The following is a 24,030-nucleotide window of genomic DNA, read 5'->3' as shown; positions in this document are numbered from 1 at the left end:
TTCCAAAAACCACAAGAGGTTGACATGATCGTCCTGAAGGCAACACAAGACAAGGTTCTCGCGGTTCTGCAATCGGTCTCCGGCATTGTTGAACGCCGGCACACCCTGCCCATCCTGGCCAATGTGCTGATCCGCAAGACGGGCAATGCCCTGCAGCTGACGACCAGCGACCTCGAAATCCAGATCCGCACCACCGCCGAGCTGGGTGGCGACACCGGTGACTTCACCACCACGGTGGGCGCACGCAAGCTCATCGACATCCTGCGCACCATGCCCGGCGACCAGACGGTGAGCCTCGAATCGGCCCAGTCCAAGCTCATCTTGAAGGGCGGCAAAAGCCGGTTCACGCTGCAGACGCTGCCGGCTGAAGATTTTCCGCTGGTGCAGGAGTCGGCGGCTTTTGGCCCCGTGTTCAGCGTGCCGCAAAAGACGCTCAAAGACCTGCTGGGCCAGGTGTCGTTTGCCATGGCGGTGCAGGACATCCGCTATTACCTCAACGGCATCTTGTTTGTCGCCGAAGGCAAGCAACTGAGCCTGGTGGCCACCGACGGCCACCGCTTGGCCTTTGCCAGCGCCACACTGGATGTGGAAGTGCCCAAGCAAGAGGTGATTTTGCCGCGCAAGACGGTGATCGAGCTGCAGCGCCTGCTGTCTGATGCGGGTGGCGACAACCAGCCCCACATCGAAATGCAGTTTGCCAACAACCAGGCCAAGTTCACGTTTGGTGGCATGGAGTTTGTCACCAAGCTGGTCGAGGGCAAGTTCCCCGACTACAACCGCGTGATCCCGCGCAACCACACCAACAGCGTGACCCTGGGCCGCGCGCCGCTGCTGGCCAGCCTGCAGCGCACCGCCATCATGACCAGCGACAAGTTCAAGGGCGTGCGCCTGAACCTGGAGCCCGGCACCCTGCGCGTGGCCAGCAACAACGCCGAGCAGGAGGAGGCCGTGGACGAGCTCGACATCGACTACGGCGGTGACACTATCGAGATCGGTTTCAACGTCACCTATCTCATCGACGCCCTGGCCAACATGAGCCAGGACATGGTGAAGGTTGAGCTGTCGGACGGCAACAGCTCGGCATTGCTGACCATTCCCGACAACAGCACCTTCAAGTACGTCGTCATGCCCATGCGCATCTGACGCAGCACAGCCACCAGAACACTATTGTTTTGATAGCTGTTAGCGCTTACCCCATAAGCGCTAGAGCCACTTTTTATCATTGAACATATTGGAAACCGCCGGTTTCCACGGATCCCAAGGCCCACCATGACCGCAGACAACACGCAACCCGAGCCCATCGAGAACGGCTCCACCGGTAATGGTGAGCCCGTTGTGCCAAAAATCGACACCAACCAGGCTGGCGCCAGCGAAAGCTACGGCGAAGGCGCCATCACCATCCTGGAAGGCCTGGAGGCCGTGCGCAAGCGCCCCGGCATGTACATCGGCGACACGAGCGACGGCACCGGCCTGCACCACCTGGTGTTTGAGGTGGTGGACAACTCCATCGACGAAGCGCTGGCCGGCCACTGCGACGACATCGTGGTCACCATCCACTCGGACAACTCCATCAGCGTCACCGACAACGGCCGCGGCATTCCCACCGGCGTGAAGATGGACGACAAGCACGAACCCAAGCGCTCGGCGGCCGAGATTGCGCTGACCGAGTTGCACGCCGGCGGCAAGTTCAACCAGAACAGCTACAAGGTCTCGGGCGGCCTACACGGCGTGGGCGTGAGCTGCGTGAACGCGCTCTCCAAAAAGCTGCGCCTCACGGTGCGCCGCGAAGGCAAGATGCATGTGCTGGACTTCAGCCAGGGCTTTGTGCAAAACCGCATCATCGAAACGGTGGACGGCGTCGAAGTCTCGCCCATGAAGGTGATCGGCGACACCGAAAAGCGCGGCACCGAAGTGCACTTTTTGCCCGACACCGAAATCTTCAAGGAAAACAGCGATTTCCATTATGAAATCCTGGCCAAGCGCCTGCGCGAGCTGAGCTTTCTGAACAACGGCGTGCGCATTCGCCTGAAAGACGAGCGCACCGGCAAGGAAGACGATTTCTCGGGCGCGGGCGGAGTGCGCGGCTTTGTCGAGTTCATCAACAAGGGCAAGACCGTTCTGCACCCCACCTCGTTTTATGCGGCGGGCGAGCGCCCGGCAGAAACCTACGGCGGCATTCCCGGCACGCACATCGGCGTGGAAGTGTCCATGCAGTGGAACAGCGGCTACACCGAGCAGGTGCTGTGCTTCACCAACAACATCCCCCAGCGTGACGGCGGCACCCACCTCACCGGCCTGCGCGCCGCGATGACCCGCGTCATCAACAAATACATCGAAGAAAACGACTTTGCCAAAAAAGCCAAGGTCGAGGTGACCGGCGATGACATGCGCGAAGGCCTGTGCTGCGTACTCAGCGTGAAAGTGCCCGAGCCCAAGTTCAGCAGCCAGACCAAGGACAAGCTGGTGTCGAGCGAAGTGCGCGCGCCGGTGGAAGACATCGTGGGTAAGCTGCTCACCGACTACCTGCAAGAGCGCCCCGGCGACGCCAAGATCATCTGCGGCAAGATTGTGGAAGCCGCCCGCGCCCGGGAAGCCGCCCGCAAGGCCCGCGAAATGACCCGCCGCAAGGGCGTGCTCGACGGCATGGGCCTGCCCGGCAAGCTGGCCGACTGCCAGGAGAAAGACCCGGCGATGTGCGAGATCTACATCGTCGAGGGCGACTCCGCCGGAGGCTCTGCCAAGCAGGGCCGCGACCGCAAGTTCCAGGCCATCCTGCCGCTGCGCGGCAAGATCCTGAACGTGGAAAAAGCCCGCTACGAAAAACTGCTGACCAGCAACGAAATCCTCACGCTCATCACCGCTTTAGGCACCGGCATCGGCAAGGCCGGCGGCAGCACCGGCAACGACGATTTTGACGTCGCCAAGCTGCGCTACCACCGCATCATCATCATGACCGACGCCGACGTGGACGGCGCCCACATCCGCACCCTGCTGCTCACCTTCTTCTACCGCCAGATGCCCGAGCTGGTGGAGCGCGGCCACATCTACATTGCCCAGCCGCCGCTTTACAAGGTGAAGGCCGGCAAGGAAGAGCTGTACCTCAAGGACGCGCCCGCACTCGACGGCTTTTTGCTGCGCATTGCGCTGAACCACGCCAGCGTGTTCACCGGCACCGCCAGCAACCAGACCCTGAGCGGCGACACACTGGCCGAGCTGGCGCGCAAGCACCAGATCGCTGAAAGCGTGATCGCGCGCCTGGGCAATTTCATGGACGCAGAGGCCCTGCGCGCCATTGCCGACGGCGTTTCCCTCCAGCTCGACACCGTGGCCGAAGCCGAAACCAGCGCTGTGGCCCTGCAGGCCAAGCTGCGCGAGCTCAACACCACCGGTGCCCCCGCCGAAGTGGCCGGCGAGTTTGACGCGCGCACCGACAAGCCCCTGCTGCGCATCAGCCGCCGCCACCACGGCAACATCAAGAGCAGCGTCATCACGCAAGACTTTGTGCACGGCGCCGACTATGCCGCCCTGGCCGAAGCCGCCGAAACCTTCCGCGGCCTGCTCGGCGAAGGCGCCAAGGTAATGCGCGGCGAAGGCGAAAAGCAAAAAGAAGAAAAAGTGGGCGACTTCCGCCAGGCCATGAAGTGGCTCATCTCGGAGGCCGAACGCTCCACCAGCCGCCAGCGCTACAAAGGCCTGGGCGAAATGAACCCCGCCCAGCTGTGGGAAACCACCATGGACCCCACCGTGCGCCGCCTGCTGCGCGTGCAGATCGACGACGCCATCGAGGCCGACCGCGTGTTCACCATGCTGATGGGCGATGAGGTGGAGCCACGGCGGGAGTTCATCGAAACCAACGCTTTGCGCGCTGGGAATATCGACGTTTGACAAGGTGATTTGCCATGAAAATCGAAAATGGCGTTTTCGATTTTCATGGTGTTTGGTAGCATGGCACTCATGTTGATCGAACGCCGCCATCTCATTGACCAGCTCGCGCGGCTGCTCGCATCCTTTCGTGCAGTGGAACTGGTAGGACCCCGGCAAGTGGGCAAAACCACGCTGGCGCGCCACTTCATCGACGTCACCAGCCCTCATTACTTCGATCTTGAAGACCCCGTCTCGCGCCAACGGCTGACGGACCCCATGACCACGCTGGCAGGTCTGCAAGGCCTGGTGGTGATTGACGAGGTCCAGCACCTGCCCGCATTGCCGGAGACGCTGCGTGTGCTGATGGACCGGCCCGGGCAGATGCACCAAAACGGCCAATACCTTTTGCTGGGAAGCGCCTCGCCCCGCGTAATGCACAAGAGCGAATCGCTGCTGGGCCGCGCGGTGACGCTGGAAGTGAGCGGCTTTGATATTGGCGAAACGGGCACGGATGCCCACACGGTGCAACAACTCTGGCTGCGCGGTGGGTTCCCTGCCGCCTACCTGGCACCTGACGATGCAGTGAGCACCCAGTGGCGCACCGCTGCCATTCAGCGCCATGTCAGCAGCGACCTGCCGCTGCTTGGCATGAACGCACCCGCACCACTGATGACGCGCTTTTGGCAGATGCTGGCCCACTACCACGGACAGACGTGGAACGCCGCCGAGCCGGCGCGGTCATTGGGCATCACCGAACCCACCGTGCGACGGTATCTGGACTATCTCACGCAGACCTTCATGGTTCGCCAGTTGCAGCCGTGGCATGCGAACCTGGCCAAACGGCAGGTCAAGGCACCCAAGATCTATTTCCGCGACACCGGCTTGCTGCATGCGCTGCTGGGCATCCGAAGCCTGCCGCAACTGCTGGTGCACCCGCTCAGCGGCGCCAGTTGGGAAGGGTTTGCGCTGGAGCAGGTTCTGCGCATCGCACAGCCCGACGAAGCCTATTTCTGGGCAACCCACCAAGGCGCAGAGCTGGACCTGCTGCTGTTCAAAGACGGGCGGCGCGTGGGCGTGGAGTTCAAGCGCAGCGACGCGCCCAAGCTCACGCCCAGCATGCGCATCGCCATGGAAGACCTGCAACTGGATGCACTGTATGTGGTCTATCCAGGGCAGCACCGGTATGCACTGGCACAGCAGGTGGAAGCAGTGCCGTTGACGGCCCTGTTACCGTAAGAGCGGCTGCCCCGCACTCACCCTCGCCATGGCCACCCTCAACCAGCAGCGCACCCACAAATACATCGCCGCCCGCCAGCAGCACCCGGCCTGGGTGTTGCTGGCTTCTCGGCGGGCACCGCTGGTGTTGAGCTGTCTGGATGCGTTGTTCGAGCACCAGCGCGATGGCGTGCCGTTTGATGCCGCCGTCCAGGCGCTGGCGGACATGTTGGCCGCACATGCCAACGAGGTGGACTTTGAGATCGATAGCGACGACCCCCTGGGCCAGGCCCGACGCGAGGTGCGCGAATGGATACGGCGCGGGCTGGTGGTGGAGCGCGAGGGGCGGGTGTTTGAGACCGATGCGCTGAAAACCGCGCTGCGCTTCATTGCGCAGCTCGATGGGCGGATGATGACCTCCACCGCATCGCGCCTGGCGGTGGTGCAGCGCGAAATCGACAACCTGGCCGCCGCGCTCAACCCCGACCCGCAAAGCCGCACCGAGCACCTGCAGCGCCGCATCGCAGACTTGCAGCAGCAGCTCGACGACGTGCAGGCGGGCCGCATCGCAGAACTGACGCCCGAGCAGGCCGTGGAAGGCATTCGCGAGGTGTATGCGCTGTCGGTCAGTTTGCGGGCGGACTTTCGGCGGGTGGAGGATTCGTGGCGCGAGGCCGACCGGGCGCTGCGCGAGGCCATCATCAGCGCCCGCCACCACCGGGGCGCGGTGATGGACCAGTTGCTTGATGGCCACGCCAACTTGCTGAACACGCAAGAGGGCCGCGTGTTCGACAGCTTTCACCAGCAACTGTCCCACCAAACCGAGTTGACCGAGATGCGCCAGCGCATCCGCCAGATCCTGGACCATCCTGCTGCAGACAAGGCCCTGGATGGCCTGCAGCACAGCACGCTGCGCCTGCTGGTGCAGCAGCTCATCAAAGAGGCCAAGGTGGTGCAGGCCGTGCGGGCGCGCAGCGAGCGCGAGGTCAGCCAGTTCATGAAGACTGGCCAGGCGGCCGAGAACCAGCGCGTAGGGCAGTTGCTCAACGACGTGCTGGAGCAGGCGCTGCGCATCGACTGGCAGCGCCAGGCCGTGCGCCGCCAGAGCGCGCCGCTGCCGCCGGTGGGCGTGGCACTGGGCAGCGTGCCATTGGTAGAGCGGCTGCGCACCAAGTCGCTGGACGGCGGCGCACAGGCCGCGCTGCTGCTCACCACCCAATACGCCGACCTGGGCCAGATGGACAGCGAGTTTTGGCAGGCGTTTGAGGGGCTGGACCGCGACGCCCTGGTGCAACGCACCTTGCAAACGCTGGCCGAGCAGGGCCAGCCCATGACCTTGGCCGAGCTGGCCGCCGCGCTGCCACCGGGCGAACACGACCTGGAGACGTTTGCTCTGTGGCTGGCCATGGCGCGCGAGGCGGGCGTGGCGCTGCAGCCGGGTGAGGAGCAGATCGACACACAAGATGGCGACGCGCACTGGCGCTTTACCGTGCCGCGCGTGGCACTGGATAGCGCGCAGTTGGCGCACAGGGAATGGGAGCTGTGATGGAGCAAGAGCCGGATATTTTTGACCGCATGGCCGCGCAGGCCGCAGGCGTTGAGGCATCGCCCTTACTATCAAAAGAGGAGCTGCCAGCGCTTTCTGCAAAAGCGTTTGAGGCACAAAACCATTCACAAACCCCGTCCAACGTGCGCCAGGCGCTACAGTTTTTGCTAGCGCACGGCTGGCTCGAATCTGCGGTCAAGCCCAAGCTGTTCGGCCTGGTTGCGGCGCACACCACGCTGCTCGATGCACTGCTGGAACCGCTGGACCTGCGCGTAGTGGTGGACGACGTGCGTGGCCTGGCCTTTTTGGCCGTAGTGCCCGGCTACGCAGGCGACGACACCGACGAAAGCGAGCAGGACGACTGGACGCACCCGCTGATGAAGCGCCAGCGTCTGACGCTGGAGCAATCGCTGCTGCTTGCCTTGTTGCGGCGCGAGTTTTTGCAGCGCGAGCAAGAAAGCGGCACCGGCGCGGTGGTGCGCGTGACGGTGGACAGCCTGTTGCCGCAGCTCGAAACCTACCTGGGTAGCACTGGCAGCGACATGCAAGAGCGCAAGCGCCTGACCCAACTGCTGGAGAACCTGCGCACGCACGGCATGGTGAGCGAGGTGGATGCGCAAGACTGCATCACCATCCGCCCGATGATCGTGCACCTGCTCAACCCCGAGAACCTGCAAACGCTGCTGCTGCGCCTGCGCAAGGTGGCTGAACAAGGCAGTGCAGCCAAGCCAGAGGGCACGCCATGAGCGCCAACGCCTCCTTCATACTGCAAGAGCTGCACCTTTACAACTGGGGCGCGTTCGCAGGCCGCCACCAGGTGGCCATCGACCCCGGCAACAGCGCCATCATCGGCCCCACGGGCAGCGGCAAGACCACGCTGGTCGATGCGCTGATGACGCTACTGTGCGCCAGCCCGCGCTACAACCTGGCCTCGACCGGCGGGCACGAAAGCGACCGCGACCTGGTGAGCTACGTGCGCGGCGCCAGCGGCCAGGGCAACGACAGCGGCGACCACATTGCACGGGCCGGGCGCTGCGCCACGGGCGTGGCTGCACGGCTGGTGCGTGGGGCTGAATCGGTCTGGCTGGGCGCGCTGCTGTGGTTTGACGGCAGCAGCCAGTCGGCCGCCGACATGCAAAAGCGCTGGCTCTTCGCGCAGGGGCAGGAACACAACCTGGACCTGTGGCTGGAGGAGCAGCACAGCGGTGGTGCCAAGGCACTGACGCGGCTGGCCAAGGACAGTGACGGCTTGCAGATGTTCAGCAGCAAGGCCCCGTACCTGGCCAAGCTGCACAGCTTTTTTGAGGTGGGGCCCAACGCCTTCACGCTGCTCAACCGCGCGGCGGGCCTCAAGCAGCTCAACAGCATTGACGAAATTTTTCGCGAGCTGGTGCTGGACGACCACGCGGCCTTTGACGATGCGCAGAAGGTGGTCGATGGCTTTGCCGAGCTGGCCTCCATCCACGCCGACCTGGAGCTGGCCAATGCGCAGTATGTGTCGCTGCTACCGCTGCGCGACCTGGCCACGCGCGAGCAGCAGCAGGCCCAGCACCAAGCGAGCCTGCAGGCGCTGCAGCAGCAACTGCCGCACTGGTTTGCGGCGCAGGGCGCGCAATGGTGGGGCCAGCGCGTGGCGCAATTGCAGGCCCAGATGGCGGCGCGGGGCGATGCACTACTTGCTGCGCAAGCGCAGGTCCACCGCGCCCGCAAGCACGAGCAGGACTTGCACGGCCTGTACCTGCAAGCAGGTGGTGCCAGCATCGAATCGCTGCAAGAGAACATCGAGCATGCGCGCAAAGAGCTGGCACGCATTGCGCACAACCTGGCGCAGTACCAGGCACTGGCGCGCAACCTGGGGCTGGGGGACCACGCAGAGGCCGACCACTTGGTCAGCCATCAGGCCCAAGCCCAGGCGGCGATGGAGCAGATCGACGCCGAAGAGGCCGAGTTGCAGGCCGACGCCGAACACGCCATCGCCCAGGCCCACAACGCCCACACCCGCCTGCGCGACACCCAGGCCGAGTACGACGCCGTGCGCCAGCGCCCTGGCTCCAACCTGCCCGTGGAGTTTCAGCGCTTTCGCGCTGAGCTGGCCGAGCACCTGGGCGTGCCAGAAAGCGACCTGCCCTTTGCCGCCGAGCTGGTCGAAGTGCGCCAAGCCGAGCAGGCCTGGCGCGGCGCCATCGAGCGTGCGCTGGGCAGCCACCGCCTGCGCATTTTGGTGCCCCAGGCCGCCATGCACGCCGCGCTGCAGTGGGTGAACCAGCGGCACAACCGCTTGCATGTGCGCCTGCTGGAAGTGCAGGCTGCCACCCCCGCAGCGTTCATGCCCGATGGCTTTGCGCGCAAGCTCAACCTGAAGCCCGCCACCCCCGCCGCGCACCTGAACACGCTGCGCCATCTGCTGCACGGCCTGGACCGCCACTGCGTGCCCGATGTGGAGACCCTGGAGCGCACACCCCACGCCATGACGGTGCAGGGGCTGATGTCCAGCCAATCCGGCCACTTCGACAAGCAAGACCAAAAGCGCCTGGACCAGGACTGGATGACGGGGTTTGACAACCGCGACCGGCTGGCGCATTTGCTACAACAAAAGGAGCAGTTAGCGCTTGACTATCAAGCGCTAGAGGCCAAAAAGACCCAAACCCTGAATGCCCAACGCCAGGCACAGGAAAAGCGCCAACTGTGGGCCTCCCTGCAGGCGCTGCGCTGTGAAGACCTGGACACGGCGGCTGCCGATGCGCAGTTGCAGCACAAAACGCAGCAACTGCAGGCGCTGCTGCACCCGGGCTCAGACACCGCACAGGCCCAAAAGCGCTGGGACGCAGCGCAAGAGCAAACCCGCGCTGCCGAAGCCCAGTGGCGCGATTTGCAAACGGCACAGACGCAAGACGAGACCTTGCGGACCACTGCGCAAAAGAAGCACAGCGCTTACCACGCACGCAGCGCTGGCGCGGCCGTGATCGACACGGACTTTGCCACCGACTTTGCAGCCAGGCTGGCCAGCGCCGGGCACCGCCTGCCCCCGCTTGATGGCGATAACCTGGAAACGCAGGAGCGCGAAGCAGGCACCACGGTGCAAGCCAAAGTCACCGAGGCCAGCAAAAAGCTGGGCACCCTGCACACCGACATCGTGCGCCAAATGGGCAAGGCCAAGGCCGAAGACCGGGGCGCACTGGCCGACCACGCGCAAGAGGTGGATGCGCTGCCCCACTACCTGCAGCGCCTGCAAGCGCTGGAAGAAGAAGCCCTGCCGCACAAACGCCAGCGGTTTCAGGAATACCTCAACAACACCTCACAGCAGGGCGTGGACACGCTGCTCAACGGCATCGCTGCGCAGGTGACCGACATTGAAGAGCGCATTGCCCAGCTCAACGACACGCTCCAGCGCGTGGACTTCCAGCCCGGCCGCTACCTGCAGCTGGAGCCGCGCGCCGTGGTGCACCAAAGCCTGCAAGAACTCAACCGCGCCCAGGCCCAACTGCGCACCGAAAGCCTGCGCGACGATGGCGGCCAAAGCCACTACCGCGCGCTGCGCGCCATCGTCGAAATCCTGCAAACCCACGCCAGCAACCGCCGCAGCAGGGCCGCGCAAGCGCTGCTGGATGCCCGCTACCGCCTGCAGTTCGCCGTGCTGGTGCTCGACCGGGCCAACGGCCGGATGCTGGAGCGGCGCACCGGCTCGCAAGGCGGCAGCGGGGGCGAGAAAGAAATCATCGCCAGCTACGTGCTCACCGCCTCGCTGAGTTACGCGCTGTGCCCCAGCGGCGCCAGCCGCCCGGTGTTCGGCACCATCGTGCTGGACGAGGCGTTTTCGAAAAGCTCGCAGGCCGTGGCCGCGCGCATCATCCAGGCGCTGCGCGAGTTTGGCTTGCATGCGCTGTTCGTCACGCCCAACAAGGAAGTGCGCCTGCTGCGCAACCACACGCGCAGCGCCGTGGTGGTGCACCGGCGCGGCGCACAGGCCACGCTGGCGTCGCTGCGCTGGGAAGAAATCGACGCATTCCGCCGCAGCGCTCCAAGCACTCCAAGCGCCCCCACCGGCATAGAGGCATGAAGTCGCCCCAGGAACTGGCTGCTCGGCTGGCCCAACACTGGAACAGCGCCGATTGGCGCGAACGCCAGCTTCTGGGCGCCGCCGCCGCGTGGCCGCTGACCCTGGCCATCGGCCAGCCCGACACGGCCGTGTTTCTGAACGACGCCGCCGCGCTGCGCTGCCATTTGCAGCAGTGGCGCGCCGTAGAACAGCACGGCCTGGGCAGCGTGCAATGGCAAGAGCGGCGCTACCGTGGCAGCAGCGACGCCATCGCCGTGCCCACGCACTGGCAGTTGGCCAAGCCCTCGCAGTGCATCGCCGCCATCAGCCACTTCAAGGTGCCGGGCCATGCGCAGGTCAAAAGCGACTACGCCCGGCTCAGCACCCTCATCGCAGGGGTGGAGCGGCCCGGCTTTCAGCGCCTGCTGGTGCGCCGCCTGGTGCAGTGGCGCGAAACGCCCACCGAAGCCGTCATTGCCGCCGCGCACACAGCCCTGCAGCTGGAGCCCGGCTGCGCCCAAGGCAAACCCCTGCGCGCACTGGCCGTGCAGGGCAATGACACCAAGTTTTTTGAACGCCACGCCAGCCTGCTCACCGCCTTGCTGGACGAGCGCTTCGACGGCGAAGCCAGCCGCCAGGGGCTGGTGGGCTTTCTCGGCGCACTGCCGGAGGACGACCACTGGCTGCTCATCGCCCCGCTGTCCCCCGACCTGCTGCCCTTTGCGCAGATGCGCGTGCGCGCCAGCGAGCTGCTCACCACGCCACTGCCCGACAGCCGCATCCTGCTGGTAGAAAACGAGCGCTGCCTGCACCAACTGCTACAGCCCGTGGCACACACCATCGCCGTGCTGGGCGCAGGCCTGAACCTGGGCTGGCTGGCCGCGCCCTGGCTGCAAGGGCGCCGCGTGGCTTACTGGGGCGACCTCGACACCTGGGGCCTGCACATGCTGGCCACGGCCCGCCACCACCTGCCGCACCTGCAGGCGCTGCTGATGGACGCAGCCACCTTCAGCGCCCACCAGCACCTGGCCGTGGCCGAACCAGTGCATGCCCCCGACAGCGCTTGCGGCATGTTGGCACCCGACGAGGCCACGCTGTGCGTCCACCTGCGCACGCAGCAAAAGGGGCGGCTGGAGCAAGAGTTTGTCCCCACCAACGCCGTGCACCGCGCCGTGCGCGCCTGGGTGGATGGAGATTAGGCACAATCCCACCCCCATGCGCTCCCCCATCTCCATCGTCGACGTCGACCGCCTCGACACCTGGTCCCGCTACCGCGCTGGCTTGTGCGACACCTGCGCGGCCAACTGCTGCACCATGCCGCTGGAGGTGCAGTTGCCCGACCTGGTGCGGCTGGGGTTGGTGGATGCGTTTGAGGCCGAGCATGAGGAGCCGCGGCAGATTGCCAAGCGGCTGCAAAAGGCGCGGCTGATTGACCACTTCAACCACAAGAATGTGGTGTTCACCATGGCACGGCGGGCCAGTGGGGACTGCAATTTTCTGCACCCCACCACGCGGCTGTGCACGGTGTATGAACAGCGGCCCGACACCTGCCGCCTGCACCCGCAAAAGAAGAGCCCTAAGCCGGGGTTTTGTGCCTACGGGCGACGCGTGGCCTGACTGCGGGCGGCAACAGCTGCAGCCACGTTGTAAATGGCGCTGCGCCGTACAACCGCACGCGCGGGCCTTTGCAGCGCACACGATTTAGATGATCAAATTTGCCTCTAGCGCTTTCTGGATAAGCGCTGTTAGCTATTTATTAAATAGCAATTATGGACGCACTGGCTTGTGGCCCACGCGGTGGGCGCGCAGGTCCTGGTCGGTGTCCTGCAGCCCGCGCTCTACATCGCGGTAGGCCTGCTGCATCTGCGGGTCGGGCTCGCCGTGGGTCATGTCCACCGATTCATCGCGCTCGTGGGGCAGCTTGGGGGCTTCTGGGTCTTTGGCGGGGTCGGTCTTCAATGGCCCTTGGGTGGCGGGCCCCGGCATCTGGCGCTTGGTGGTGTCTATCGACGGCTCGGGCCCGGTGGGGCCTGGGATGGGGTGGTTGCGGGTGTCGGTTGGGGGCATGGGGGTCTCCTTGAAGTGGATGACAGGATTGCCAACCTGGCCATCGTAGAAACGCCCGCACTGCAAGCGTGTAGGCCCACATGCCATGCGGCCGCCGGGGGATGGAGACTTTGGGCAGGGCCTGCCGCTTGACCCGTGCCACACTCTTGCCCTTACAACAGGTGGTTATGTCTTCTACAGAGTGGGCCCAGGCGGCCCTGCAGTCGTTTGATGCGGTGGTGCAGGCCACCGAGGGGTTTCGCAGCCGCGCCGGGCAGCGGCTGATGGCCGAGCAGGTGGCGCGCACCTTCAGCACGGCCACGCTGGGCAAGGTGGATGAAGAGGGCGGCGAGGCCGCGCCCACGCGCGCCATTGCCGTGATCCAGGCGGGCACGGGGGTGGGCAAGTCGCTGGCGTATTGCGCGCCCGCCATTGCGCTGGCGCTGGCACGGGGCACGCGGGTGCTGATCTCGACCGCCACGGTGGCGCTGCAGGAGCAGCTGGTCAACAAAGACCTGCCGGCGCTGGCCGCGCGCATGCCGCAGCCGTTCAAGTTTGCGCTGGCCAAGGGGCGTGGGCGCTATGTGTGCAAGCTCAAGCTCGACCGGCTGGCCGGCACGGGCGAGGCGCACGGCGAGGACGATGACGACCTGTTTCCCGAAGAGGCCGCCAACGCCCGCCGCAAACGATCTCACCAGGAGACGGAGGCGCGCATGCAGTTTTATTCGACCATGGCGCAAACCCTGGCCAAGGGCGCGTGGGACGGCGACCGCGACAGCCTGGACACCCCGCCCGAGCCCGAGGTGTGGAGCCCCGTGGCTGCCGAGGGCGCATCGTGCACGGGCAAGCACTGCCCGGCCTTCAGCCAGTGCACCTATTACGACAAGCGCAAGGAGCTGGTGGGCGCGCAGGTGATCGTGGCCAACCACGATTTGCTGCTGTCGTCGCTGGGCGCGCGTGTGCTGCCCGAGCTGGACAATTGCCTCCTGGTGCTGGACGAAGCCCACCACTTGCCCGCCACCGCGCTTGCCCAGTTTGCGTGCAGCATGGATTTGTCGCGCATCACCTGGATCGAGCGGCTCTCCAGCCGGGGCCTGCGCATTGGCGCGCTGCTGGAGGTGGAAGAGATTGCCGACATCCCGCGCCATGCGGCCCAGCTGCGGCAGACGCTGCAGGACCTGGCGCGCATCGTGATGGACGTGTATGGCGACCACCTCAAAAGCCAGAAGGACACCTGGGGCCCGGCGCGCGTGCGCGTGCCCCGCGGCGAACTGCCCGAGCCCCTGATTGCCCCGCTGGGCCTGCTGGCCGCCAGTGCCGATGGTTTTTTGGAAGCGCTGCGCGCCATCAGCAAAGCCCTGCGCGCCGAGATGCGCGACAAGCCCGACGAGGCCAAGCGCCTGTCCACGCTGTATGCACAGATCGGCATGCTGGCGCCGCGCCTGGAAGAGCTGCACGCCACCGCGCAACTGCTGCTGCAGGACGCCCCCGAGGGCGCCGACCGCAGCTTTGTGCCCGCCGCCAAATGGTTCACGCTGGAGATGGATGGCGACTTCATCGTGGTCAAGGCGCACGCCAGCCCCATCTTGCCCGGCACCACGCTGCGCAACCACCTGTGGAGCGCGGTGCGCGGCGCGGTGCTGACATCGGCCACGCTGACCAGTTGCGGCAATTTCGATTTCTTTTTGCGCGAAGCAGGCCTGCACGGCGACGAGGCCGCCACCACGCTGGAGGTGGCGAGCCCCTTCAACTACACCGCGCAGGGCACGCTGATTGCCGCCGAAACGCGCGCCGATCCCAAGAACGCCGCGCAGTTCACCGCCGAGATGGTGGATGCGCTGCTGCACGACATTGCGCGGGTGGAATATGGCGCGCTGGTGCTGTTCACCTCGCGCGAGCAGATGCGCCAGGCCGTGGATGCGCTGCCCACCGCCATGCGCAGCGTGGTGCTGGTGCAAAACGCGCTGCCGCGCACGCAACTGCTCAAACGCCACCGCGAGCGGGTGGAGAGTGGCGAGCCCTCGGTCATCTTTGGCATGCAGTCGTTTGGCGAAGGGCTCGATCTGCCCGGGCGCCTGTGCGAATCGGTCTTCATCACCAAGCTGCCCTTTGCACCGCCCGATGACCCGGTGGGCGAAGCCCGCGCCGAATGGCTGCGCGCCGTGGGCCGCGACCCGTTCAGCGAACTGGTGGTGCCTGCCACCGCCATCCGCCTGGCGCAATGGGTGGGCCGCGCCATCCGCACCGAGGAAGACCAGGCCCATGTGTATTGCTACGACAAGCGTCTGACGCGCACCAGCTATGGGCAGCGGCTGCTCAAAGGGCTGCCGGCGTTTGCGCTGGAGCAGCGCGCACCCCTGTGATGGCACGACACTTCACACACCACATTTCCAAGCACATCAAAAGCGAACAGAGAGAGGACCAACCATGCCCCACACCATTCCCGCCTGCCCCCAATGCGGCCAGGAAAACACCTACCCCGATGGCAGCAACTACGTGTGCCCCGACTGCGCATTGGAATGGCCGCAGGTGGCCGATGCCGCCGAAACCGATGCGGCAGAAGCAGGCGACGGCGTGGTGCGTGACGCCAATGGCAACCCCCTGGCCGACGGCGACGCGGTGATTCTGGTGAAAGACCTCAAGGTCAAGGGCTCGTCCTCCACCCTGAAAAAGGGCACCAAGATCAAGAGCATCCGCCTGGTCGATGGCGCCGACGGCCACAACGTGGACTGCAAGACCGACCTGGGCAGCATGCTGCTCAAATCGGAGTTTCTGAAGAAGGCCTGATGCTTTGTTTTTGATAGCTGCTAGCGCATGTTGCATAAGCGCTACAGGCCAAAAACACTTGATATCAGCGCCGACTACCCGTCCACCGTACCTGCGATGCAGCATGTCCCACCCCATCGCCGTCATCGACTTTGAAACCACCGGCATCTCGCCCGGCCAGGGTGCGCGCGCCACCGAGGTGGCCATCGTGCTGCTGGAGGGCGGGGTGGTGGTGGACCGGTTCCAGAGCCTGATGAAAACCGGCGCGTGGATTCCACCCTTCATCACCCAGCTCACCGGCATCACCAATGCCATGGTGAACGCCGCGCCCGCTGCAGCCGAGGTAATGGCACAGGCCGCGCGCTTTGTGGGCAACGCGCCCATGGTGGCGCACAACGCGTCGTTTGACAGCAAGTTCTGGCAGGCCGAGCTGGCACTGGCCGGAGTGCCCGCGCCGCAGCCCTTTGCCTGCACGGTGCTGCTGTCGCGGCGCCTGTACCCGCAGGCGCCCAGCCACAAGCTGGGTGTGCTGGTCGATTACCACGGCCTGCCGCGCACGGGCCAGGCCCACCGGGCGCTGGCCGATGCCGAAATGGCCGCCGCCCTGCTGGCGCGCATGCAGCACGACCTGCGCACGCAATGGCGCGTGGCCCAGCCCGACCATGCCCTGTTGATGGCGCTGCAGCGCTGCGCCCGGCCCGCAGTGGGCAAGCTGCTGGCGCAACATGCGGCCAGCGAATGAGCCCCCATGCCCCGGCGCTGGGCTCATTTACTATTATTTTGATAGCTGTTAGCGCTTATCCGTTAAGGGCTACAGGTCTTTTTGGCTCTTAAAGCGGAGTTTCCACCGCCCTTGCCCATAATCGCGCCATCTTTCCCCACAAAAGGACTTTCATGTCGTATCTGGTTCTTGGTTTGGTGCTGTTTCTGGGCGTGCATTCGGTGCGCATCGTGGCCGATGGCTGGCGCACGCAGATGCGGGCCCGCCTGGGCGAAGGCGCCTGGAAGGGGCTGTACTCGGTGGCTTCGGTGGTGGGCCTGGTGCTGGTGGTCTGGGGCTACGGCCTGGCGCGCCAGCAGCCCGTGGTGCTGTGGAATCCACCCGTGGGCATGCGCCATGCGGCTTCACTGCTCACGCTGATCGCCTTTGTGCTGCTGGCCGCCGCCTATGTGCCGCGCAACGTGTTCAAGGCCAAGCTGCACCACCCCATGGTGCTGAGCGTGAAGGTGTGGGCGCTGGCGCACCTGATCTCCAACGGCAACCTGGCCGATGTGGTGCTGTTTGGCGCTTTCCTGCTGTGGGCAGTGCTTGACTTTCGCGCTGCGCGCCAGCGCGACCGTGCGCAAAACTCGGTGTACGCGCCCGCCACGGCGGCAGGCACGGGCATTGCCGTGGTGGTGGGAACGGCCGCGTGGGCAGGCTTTGCGTTCTGGGCGCATGTCTGGCTGATCGGCGTGGCGCCGCTGGGACGTTAAGGCAGCAAGTCAGTAAGGCGCCGCACCATTTGCTGCGCCAGCAGGGGCCCGCTGCTCCACGGTGGAGCGGCTGCGGCCACACCTGCAGGCTGGTGCGGGCCGCACCGTGCTGCGGCACTGCGGGGCGGTTGCCCGGCCCATTGAAATCCCGCACAACCCAACACCAGCGTGGCGTACCGACCTGCCAGGCAAGGCTGCGCCGTGTCGCCGCCACGGGTTCCTGAATGAATCTATTTTCTGCATGGCAAAAACGTCCATCTAAAACTCATGTTTAGGTTTTTGGCGGCAAATTCGATACAATTTGTAAAGTTATCGTAACAATTCACACAATCTGCCGCCGGCCAACGGTGGCCTGAACCAGCGCCCGCCAGCCACTCCAGCCAGTGCCACCCCCAATGAAACAAGGTTCCGACGTCCCGCCACAGTGGCCACGACAAACAGCGCTTTGGCTGCTCTGCGTCTGGATGACCCACGCCCATGCGCAAGCCGACATGGCCGACTTGCCGCTGGAGCAGCTCATGCAGCTGCAGGTCACCACGGCCAGCCGGTATGCGCAAACGGCCCTCGAAGCGCCCGCCACCGTGAGCGTGGTCACCGCCGACGACATCCGGCTTTTTGGCTACCGCAACCTTTCCGAGGTGCTGGGCAGCATGCGCGGGCTGCATGTGTCGTACGACCGCACTTACCACTACCTGGGCACCCGGGGGTTTGCCACACCGGGCGACTACAACACCCGCGTGCTGCTGCTGGTCAACGGGGTGCGATTCAACGACAACCTCTACGATCAGGCAACCATCGGCACGGATTTTCCGATCGACCTGGATCTGGTGGACCGGGTGGAGTTTGTGCCCGGGCCCGGGTCGGCGGTGTATGGCGCCAATGCGTTCTTTGGCGTCATCAATGTCATTACGCGCAACGGCCGCCAGCTGGCCGGGCCGCAGGTGAGCGCCGAGGCCGGCAGCCACGGCAGCGCCAAGCTGCGGTTTTCGCTGGGAACGGTTGACGCCCACGGGGGCGACTGGCTGATTGCCGTGACACGCGCCACCACGCGCGGGGCAGACCAGTATTACCCCTCTTACGACACGCCATCGACCCACAAAGGCGTGGCCCAGGGGCTGGATTTTGATCGCAGCACCCAGCTGTTTGCCCGGATGCACCAGAACGGTTTGACGTTGACGCTGGCGCATGGCGAGCGCAACAAAGGCATGCCCACGGCGGCCTACTCCCAGGTGTTCAACGACCCGCGCTCACGGCTGACCGACACCACCACGCGCCTGGCGGCCGAATACACCACCCAGGTGCGGCCGTCCCTGGCGTTGACCGGCCGGGTCCATGCGGGCCGCTACGAATACGTGGGCGACTATGTCTACGACTACCCGCCCCTCACGGTGAACCGCGATGTGGGAACCGGGCAGTGGTGGGCAACCGAGTGGCAATGGGTCAGCACGGCACTGGCACGCCACAAGCTTTCGTGGGGCGTGGACTACCGGCGTGACACGCGCATCGATCAGCTCAATTTCGATCTGGAGCCACGGACAGACAACCTGGACGCCCGCCGCACCGGCGATGCCCTGGGCATTTTTGTTCAGGACGAGTTTGCGCTTCGCCCCGATCTCACGCTGCACGCCGGTCTGCGCTGGGGGCGGCAGTCGGGCAGCAAGGGCTCTGTGAACCCTCGGCTGGGCCTGGTGTACTGGTGGAACCCCACCACCGCCATCAAGGTGCTGCATGGCACCGCCTACCGCCCCCCCAACGCCTACGAGCGTGACTACCGCGTTGACACCCCCGGTGGCGTGGTGGACACGGTCGCCCTGCGATCCGAGCGTGTGCGCACCACCGAGCTGGCGCTGGAACACGCCCCCACGGGCGCAAGCCGCATGCTGCTGACGGTGTTTCGGTCCAACGTGACCAACCTGATTTCCCTGGGTAACGCCCACCAGCCAGACCGGTACACCTTCACCAACGCAGGCCGGGTGCATATGCAGGGCCTGGAGGCCGCGGTAGATCACCGCCTGGACGGTGGCGCGCGCGTGCGCGCAGTCTATGGCAGGCAAAAGCTGCGCGACACCGTGGCAGACACCGGGCTGACGCACTCTCCCGAGCATTTGCTCAAGCTGCAGTGGTCGGACTCTGTGCGGTCCCCTGCCGGGTTGGGCTGGCAATCGGGCCGCTACGCGGTCGAGGTGATCGGCGTCGGCTCGCGCCGAACCTTGCAACACGCACGCCTGCCAGCCAACATTCGCACCAACCTCACCTATTCCGCACGCATTGCGGATGTGGATGTGTCGGTGGGTGTGTACAACCTGTTCAACCGCCGCAACGCAGACCCCGCCTCGTACGAGATCCGCGAGGACTCCATTGCGCAGGACGGCCGGACCTACCGCGTAAAACTGACCTACGCGTTTTGAGAGCCATGCCGACACCCAAACCGATGGCCATGCGCCTGCGCAACACGCTCCTGATCGGGCTGTGGGCGCTGTGCTGCGGCACGGGGGCCCGCGCCGATGCATTGGTTGAAGAGCTCGATCTGAAGGCTGCCTATGTCTTCAACTTCATCCAGTTCATCGAATGGCCCGAGAACGAAGCCGTTGCCAGCCGCGACTGGAGCATTTGTGTTTCGCCCTTCAGCCCCCTGAAAAGACCGCTGAGCGCCCTGGAAGGCAAACCCGCACGCAAGGGCCAGCCTGTCCAGGTGAGGCTGCTGGACCTCGGTGCACTGCACAAGTGCCGGGTGGCTGTTTTTCACAATGCCGACGTGGAACCCATGCTGCGCGCGCTGCAATCCATGCCAGCCGGGCACGGCATCCTGACGATTGCCGATGAAATGACCTTTGCCAGCCCCGAGATCATGATCACGCTAAGCCAGCAGGACGGGCGCATTGTTTTTGGCGTCAGCGCCAGCGCGGCGTCCAAGGCGGGCCTTACCGTAAGTTCCAGGCTGCTGCGGCTGGCCAAGGCAAGCAAATGAATACCCAGGCCAACAACCCGCAGCCGCAACAGGCGCCGGGCCCGTCACAGACCGCGCTGTCTTCGCGGCTGGCTTTCACCAGCCTGCTGGCTGCCGGGCTGGCACTGCTGACATTGGTGCTGGCCCTCACCGCCGTGAACTACTGGAGCACCCGCACGACCATGCTGCAGGACAGCCGGGTGGAAGCGGCCATCGTGGCGGACAACATCTCTGCAGCGGTGGTGTTCCGCGACACGCAAACCGCCAAGGAAATGCTCCGCGCCCTGAGGTTGTCCCCCATGGTGATGGGCGCTGGCGTGTACGACTCGGACGGGGTGCTGCTGGCGCACTATGTACGGCAAAACGACCCCGGCTTTCCGAGCACGGTTTTCGAGTTGGGCATGGGCGATGCGACGGAGCGCGCCGGGCTGCGCACCCTGGAGATCGCACACCCCATCGTGGTCCCCTCGGCGGTGGGCGGCACGCTCTACATCCGCAAGTCGATGAGCGCGGTCTACCAGAACCTGGCCATCCGCTTTCTCAGTGCCCTGCTGATTGCCGCAGGCGTGATGGGCATGGCCACCGCGATGGTGCTGAGAAGCCGTACCGCAGTGCGCGATGCCGAAAACCGCCTGCAGGCCCTGGCCCACACCGATGCCGTCACGGGGGTCGGCAACCGGCACGCCTTCAACGAGCGGCTTGCTGCTGAAATGCGGCGCGCGGTTCAGCTGCACGGCAGGGTGGCGCTGGTCTATATCGATCTGGACAATTTCAAGACCCACAACGACACCTTCGGCCACGCCGCAGGCGACGGCCTGCTGCGACAGGTGGCCCGCCGCCTGCAGTCGGTGGTGCGCGGCACCGATGCCATTGCACGCCTGGGTGGCGACGAGTTCGCACTGATCCTGCGGCTCGACATGGACGACGCGGCGCTGCAGAAATACGGCCAACGGATCATCAACGTCTTTCAGGCCCCCTACACCGAAGGGGGACAAGAGGTGAACGTGACCTGCAGCGCGGGCGTGGCCACCTTTCCCGACGACGCCTCTGACATCGACGGCCTCATCAGCAATGCCGACACCGCCATGTACCGCGCCAAAGAAATGGGCAAGAACCGCTACGTGCGCTTTGAGGCATCCATGAACCAGGCCGCGGCGCGGCGCCACGCCATCGAAATCGCGCTGCGCGCCGAGCTGGAGCATGGCGACGGGCTGTCGATGCACTACCAGCCCCTGATTTCGGCCGCCGATGCGTCTTTGGTGGGCGCAGAAGCCTTGCTGCGCTGGACCCATGCCGAGCTGGGCAACGTGTCCCCGATGGAGGCGATTTCGGTGGCAGAAGACTGCGGCCTGATCGTTGCGCTGGGCTATTGGACGATGCGCGCCGCATGCCGCGATGCAGCCAGCTGGGGCGCAGGCAAGTCGCTGCGCGTGGCCGTCAACATATCGGCCCGGCAACTGGGCGACCCGCAGTTTCTGCAGCGGGTGATGGACATCCTGCGCGAGGAGGGGCTGCCCGCCCACCGGCTCGAAATCGAGCTGACCGAAACCGTGCTCATGGAAAACATGGAAGCCGGGGCGCACACGCTGCACCGCCTGAGCCAGCTGGGCATCCACCTGGCCATTGACGATTTCGGCACCGGCTACTCGTCACTGGCGTACCTGCGGCAGTTGCCAATGCAGCGGCTCAAGATTGACCGCAGCTTTGTCAAAGACCTGCCCCAGCAAGAGAACAGCCGCACCATCGTCACTGCCATCGTGGCGCTGGCGCATGGCCTGGGGCTGCAGGTCACGGCCGAAGGCGTGGAGACACGCGAGCAGGCAGACCACCTCATCGGGCAGGGCTGCGACATTTTGCAAGGCTATGTGTTTGCACGGCCCATGCCGGCACAGCAGTTTCTGGCGTTTCAGCAAGAACACCGCGCAGACCGCTGGATGAACTGAATGCTCCGGTCCAGCGGGTTGATAAGCTATTATATTAATAGCTGTTAGCGATTATGCATAAAGGGCTAGAGCCAATTTTTGCTCTTGAAAAGGCGTCCCCGGCCCGTGGCGTTGCTGCACCACGGAACCGGGATGAACGCGGGCTCAATACGCCAGGTTGAGCTGGATCACCGATGTGCTGCCGCTGACTTCATAGCCCACCAGCAACAGCGGTTTGCCATTGGGCGAGTCGCTGGCGGGGATGAAGACCAGGCCCTCGGGGCCCAGGTCACCCACCTGGGCCAACACCGCTGCGGGGCTCTTGGTGGTCCAGTCGTTGCGGGTGTTCAGGTAATCCACGCGCACGGGGGCGGTGGGAGAGCTGATGTCATACACCAGCACGCCGCCCATGCGTTCCAGCCCAATGAAGGCAAAGGTTTTGGCACCAATGCGGCCCACGGCAACGCCTTCGGGCTCGGGGCCCTTGTTGTCGCTGCGGTTGTCCAGCGTGCCGCCTTCTTCGTGGTTGGAGTTGAAGAAGGTTTTGCAGGGGATGTTGCGCTGTGCGCCGGCCTGGCAGGCGTCGCTGGCGATGAATTTTTCAATTTCGGCGCCCGAATCCCAGACCAGCTTGCCGTCGTCGCCCCAGATGGAAAACGAGCGCCCACCGTAGGCATAGAGCGCGTCGTACATCAGGCGGTCGCCCGCCGCGTCCTGCACACCGGCGGCATTGAATTTCAGGGGCGCGCCGCTGGCATCGGTGCGATAGCCCTGGGTCCAGGACACGTTCAGGCGGCCCAGCTGGTCGTCGTCGCGGCATTTGCCGGGGTTGCCCGCCACCGCGCCGCAGTAGCCAAACACCGCCGGGTTGAGCAGGCCACCGGCGGCCAGCGCCTTGAGCTGGGGCGCAAGGTCATCGCCCGAGCGGCCCGACCAGCCTTTGCTGTTGATCAGGTGCTTGACGCGGAACTCTTCCACAAAACCCTTGCTGGCATCGCCCGCCCAGTAGGCGCTGTTGCCTTCACCCCAGGCGCGTGCATCGCCTTCGTTGGCGGTGACCAGGTAGGTCTTGCCCCCGGCCTGGTAGCTGGCCACGCTGTCGGGCAAATACAGGCCGCGCACGCCCGGCCAGGCGCGCAGGTTGGCGGCCAGGTCGGTGTCGGAGGTGTCGAGTGCGTTGGCGGCCAGCCCGTGGTCTTTGTGCCCCAGCGGCACGATGTCTTTCACCGTGGCACTGGCGATGTCGATGCGGGCCAGGGCGTTGTTCTCTTGCAGCGTGACCCAGGCGGTCTTGCCGTCGGCCGCCACGGCAATGTATTCGGGCTCGATGTCTTTGGCGGCAGTGGCACCAGGGCCGTAAATGCGCACGCCCTTGGCGCGCAGTGCGGCCTCCTGGCCATTGAATGCGGCAAAGCCGGCGGTCTTGACCACGGGGGTCTGGGGCGTGCCCACATCGATGATGCTGACCGAGCCTTCGGGGTCGATCTGGTAGTCGTCGCTGGGCTCGCCTTCGTTGGCAACGAGCACGGTGCGGCCGTCGGGGGTGAAGGTCACCATGTCGGGCAGCGCGCCCACGGTCACCTGGCTGACGAGTTGCAGGTCGCTGGCACGGTACAGCGCCATGCGGCCCGGGTCGGTTTTGACGGCTGCCTGAATGGCCACCGCCACCAGACCGCTGTGCACGGCAATGCTGTTGATGCTGGAGCCCGGCAGAACTTGCGCCGAGCTGATTTGCCCCAGGCGCTTGGGCTGCGTGGGGTTGCTCAGGTCCAGCACGTCCACCGCTCCAGCCTGCGCATTGACCACGAAGGCACGCCTGGAGGCGGCGTCAAACGCCGGAATCTCTGCCGCGCTCTTGCCAAAAATACCGGTCTCAAAGCTGCCGATTTTCTCCAGCTTCAGGCTCACGGGGGTGCGGGGCTCGTCATCGCTGCCCCCGCAGGCAACCAGCGCTGCACTGGCGAGCAGCGTGGTGATGAAAAGACGGCTGGGCGCGCGCAAAGAGGCCAACGTGAAGGGCTGCATGGGGTGGGTGTTTCAAAGGGCTACAAAAGCTGCGGTTGTATGCAAATTGGGTGACAAGCCCGTGACGCTTTGCACCCATCCAGGGGGAAGGCAAGTGCCCGTCAATGCCCCCGTTGGCGCCCAGCGCCATGCAGAGGTATCAGCGCCCGCGGTTGCGAGCCCGTGCCCCATCCGCTACGCTCGGCAC

17 protein-coding genes are annotated in these 24,030 nt (G+C 65.2%); 15 read left to right on the top strand and 2 right to left on the bottom strand.

Translation table 11 applies throughout. From position 1 onward, the window contains the following. Nucleotides 1-24: 24 nt before the first annotated feature. The 8 genes from dnaN to B7Y64_RS01120 all read left to right on the top strand — a co-directional run bounded on the left by dnaN (nt 25) and on the right by B7Y64_RS01120 (nt 12,278). Nucleotides 25-1,143: a DNA polymerase III subunit beta gene (gene dnaN / locus B7Y64_RS01155; protein ID WP_024813491.1), complete on the top strand. Its 1,119-nt coding sequence runs from the start codon at nt 25-27 to the stop codon at nt 1,141-1,143. Between the two features lie 126 nt (nt 1,144-1,269). Further along, nucleotides 1,270-3,885, top strand: coding sequence for a DNA topoisomerase (ATP-hydrolyzing) subunit B (gene gyrB / locus B7Y64_RS01150; protein ID WP_291328193.1), 2,616 nt, complete (start codon nt 1,270-1,272; stop codon nt 3,883-3,885). Between the two features lie 27 nt (nt 3,886-3,912). Next, on the top strand, nt 3,913-5,100 hold the full coding sequence (locus B7Y64_RS01145) for an ATP-binding protein (protein WP_291328191.1): 1,188 nt from the start codon (nt 3,913-3,915) through the stop codon (nt 5,098-5,100). 28 nt (nt 5,101-5,128) lie between these two features. After that, a complete protein-coding gene (locus tag B7Y64_RS01140; protein WP_291328189.1) occupies nt 5,129-6,625 on the top strand; it encodes a DUF3375 domain-containing protein in 1,497 nt (498 codons plus the stop codon). After that, a complete protein-coding gene (locus tag B7Y64_RS01135) occupies nt 6,613-7,371 on the top strand; it encodes a DUF4194 domain-containing protein (protein ID WP_291324181.1) in 759 nt (252 codons plus the stop codon). The genes B7Y64_RS01140 and B7Y64_RS01135 overlap by 13 nt, the downstream gene beginning before the upstream one ends. After that, on the top strand, nt 7,368-10,682 hold the full coding sequence (locus B7Y64_RS01130; protein WP_291328187.1) for an ATP-binding protein: 3,315 nt from the start codon (nt 7,368-7,370) through the stop codon (nt 10,680-10,682). Before B7Y64_RS01135 ends, B7Y64_RS01130 begins: the two co-directional genes overlap by 4 nt. Further along, the gene (locus B7Y64_RS01125) at nt 10,679-11,860 is read left to right on the top strand and encodes a Wadjet anti-phage system protein JetD domain-containing protein (protein ID WP_291324179.1); all 1,182 of its coding nucleotides are present in this window, start codon (nt 10,679-10,681) and stop codon (nt 11,858-11,860) included. The genes B7Y64_RS01130 and B7Y64_RS01125 overlap by 4 nt, the downstream gene beginning before the upstream one ends. 16 nt (nt 11,861-11,876) lie before the next feature. Then, nucleotides 11,877-12,278, top strand: coding sequence for a YkgJ family cysteine cluster protein (locus tag B7Y64_RS01120; protein WP_024813497.1), 402 nt, complete (start codon nt 11,877-11,879; stop codon nt 12,276-12,278). Nucleotides 12,279-12,428: 150 nt separating this feature from the next. Here B7Y64_RS01120 and B7Y64_RS01115 read toward each other — a convergent pair whose 3' ends face one another. Further along, nucleotides 12,429-12,647, bottom strand: coding sequence for a hypothetical protein (locus B7Y64_RS01115; protein ID WP_291324183.1), 219 nt, complete (start codon nt 12,645-12,647; stop codon nt 12,429-12,431). A gap of 248 nt (nt 12,648-12,895) precedes the next feature. On the opposite strand from B7Y64_RS01115, the gene dinG reads away from it, so the two are divergent. The 7 genes from dinG to B7Y64_RS01080 all read left to right on the top strand — a co-directional run bounded on the left by dinG (nt 12,896) and on the right by B7Y64_RS01080 (nt 21,839). After that, a complete protein-coding gene (dinG, locus tag B7Y64_RS01110; protein ID WP_291324178.1) occupies nt 12,896-15,070 on the top strand; it encodes an ATP-dependent DNA helicase DinG in 2,175 nt (724 codons plus the stop codon). Between the two features lie 64 nt (nt 15,071-15,134). Next, nucleotides 15,135-15,494, top strand: coding sequence for a zinc ribbon domain-containing protein YjdM (locus B7Y64_RS01105; protein WP_024813500.1), 360 nt, complete (start codon nt 15,135-15,137; stop codon nt 15,492-15,494). A 103-nt stretch (nt 15,495-15,597) separates the two neighbouring features. Continuing rightward, nucleotides 15,598-16,215, top strand: a complete 618-nt coding sequence (locus B7Y64_RS01100; RefSeq protein WP_024813501.1) for a 3'-5' exonuclease — start codon at nt 15,598-15,600, stop codon at nt 16,213-16,215. Nucleotides 16,216-16,367: 152 nt separating this feature from the next. Beyond that, nucleotides 16,368-16,949, top strand: coding sequence for an NnrU family protein (locus tag B7Y64_RS01095; RefSeq protein ID WP_024813502.1), 582 nt, complete (start codon nt 16,368-16,370; stop codon nt 16,947-16,949). A 464-nt stretch (nt 16,950-17,413) separates the two neighbouring features. Beyond that, a complete protein-coding gene (locus tag B7Y64_RS01090; protein ID WP_291324177.1) occupies nt 17,414-19,357 on the top strand; it encodes a TonB-dependent receptor in 1,944 nt (647 codons plus the stop codon). 5 nt (nt 19,358-19,362) lie between these two features. Beyond that, the gene (locus tag B7Y64_RS01085; RefSeq protein WP_291328185.1) at nt 19,363-19,917 is read left to right on the top strand and encodes a YfiR family protein; all 555 of its coding nucleotides are present in this window, start codon (nt 19,363-19,365) and stop codon (nt 19,915-19,917) included. Further along, complete coding sequence (locus B7Y64_RS01080) at nt 19,914-21,839, top strand: EAL domain-containing protein (RefSeq protein ID WP_291328183.1); 1,926 nt, start codon at nt 19,914-19,916, stop codon at nt 21,837-21,839. Before B7Y64_RS01085 ends, B7Y64_RS01080 begins: the two co-directional genes overlap by 4 nt. A 144-nt stretch (nt 21,840-21,983) precedes the next feature. Here B7Y64_RS01080 and B7Y64_RS01075 read toward each other — a convergent pair whose 3' ends face one another. Continuing rightward, nucleotides 21,984-23,843 (bottom strand): choice-of-anchor I family protein, encoded by a 1,860-nt coding sequence (locus tag B7Y64_RS01075; RefSeq protein WP_291324307.1) that lies wholly within the window; start codon nt 23,841-23,843, stop codon nt 21,984-21,986. Nucleotides 23,844-24,030: the final 187 nt, after the last annotated feature.

Source organism: Acidovorax sp. 35-64-16 (genome assembly GCF_002281195.1).
In the GTDB taxonomy this organism is placed as follows: Bacteria; Pseudomonadota; Gammaproteobacteria; order Burkholderiales; family Burkholderiaceae_C; genus Acidovorax; species Acidovorax defluvii.
The sequence above is the reverse complement of the archived record's forward strand: the minus strand, read 5'-3'. Positions and strand labels throughout refer to the sequence as shown.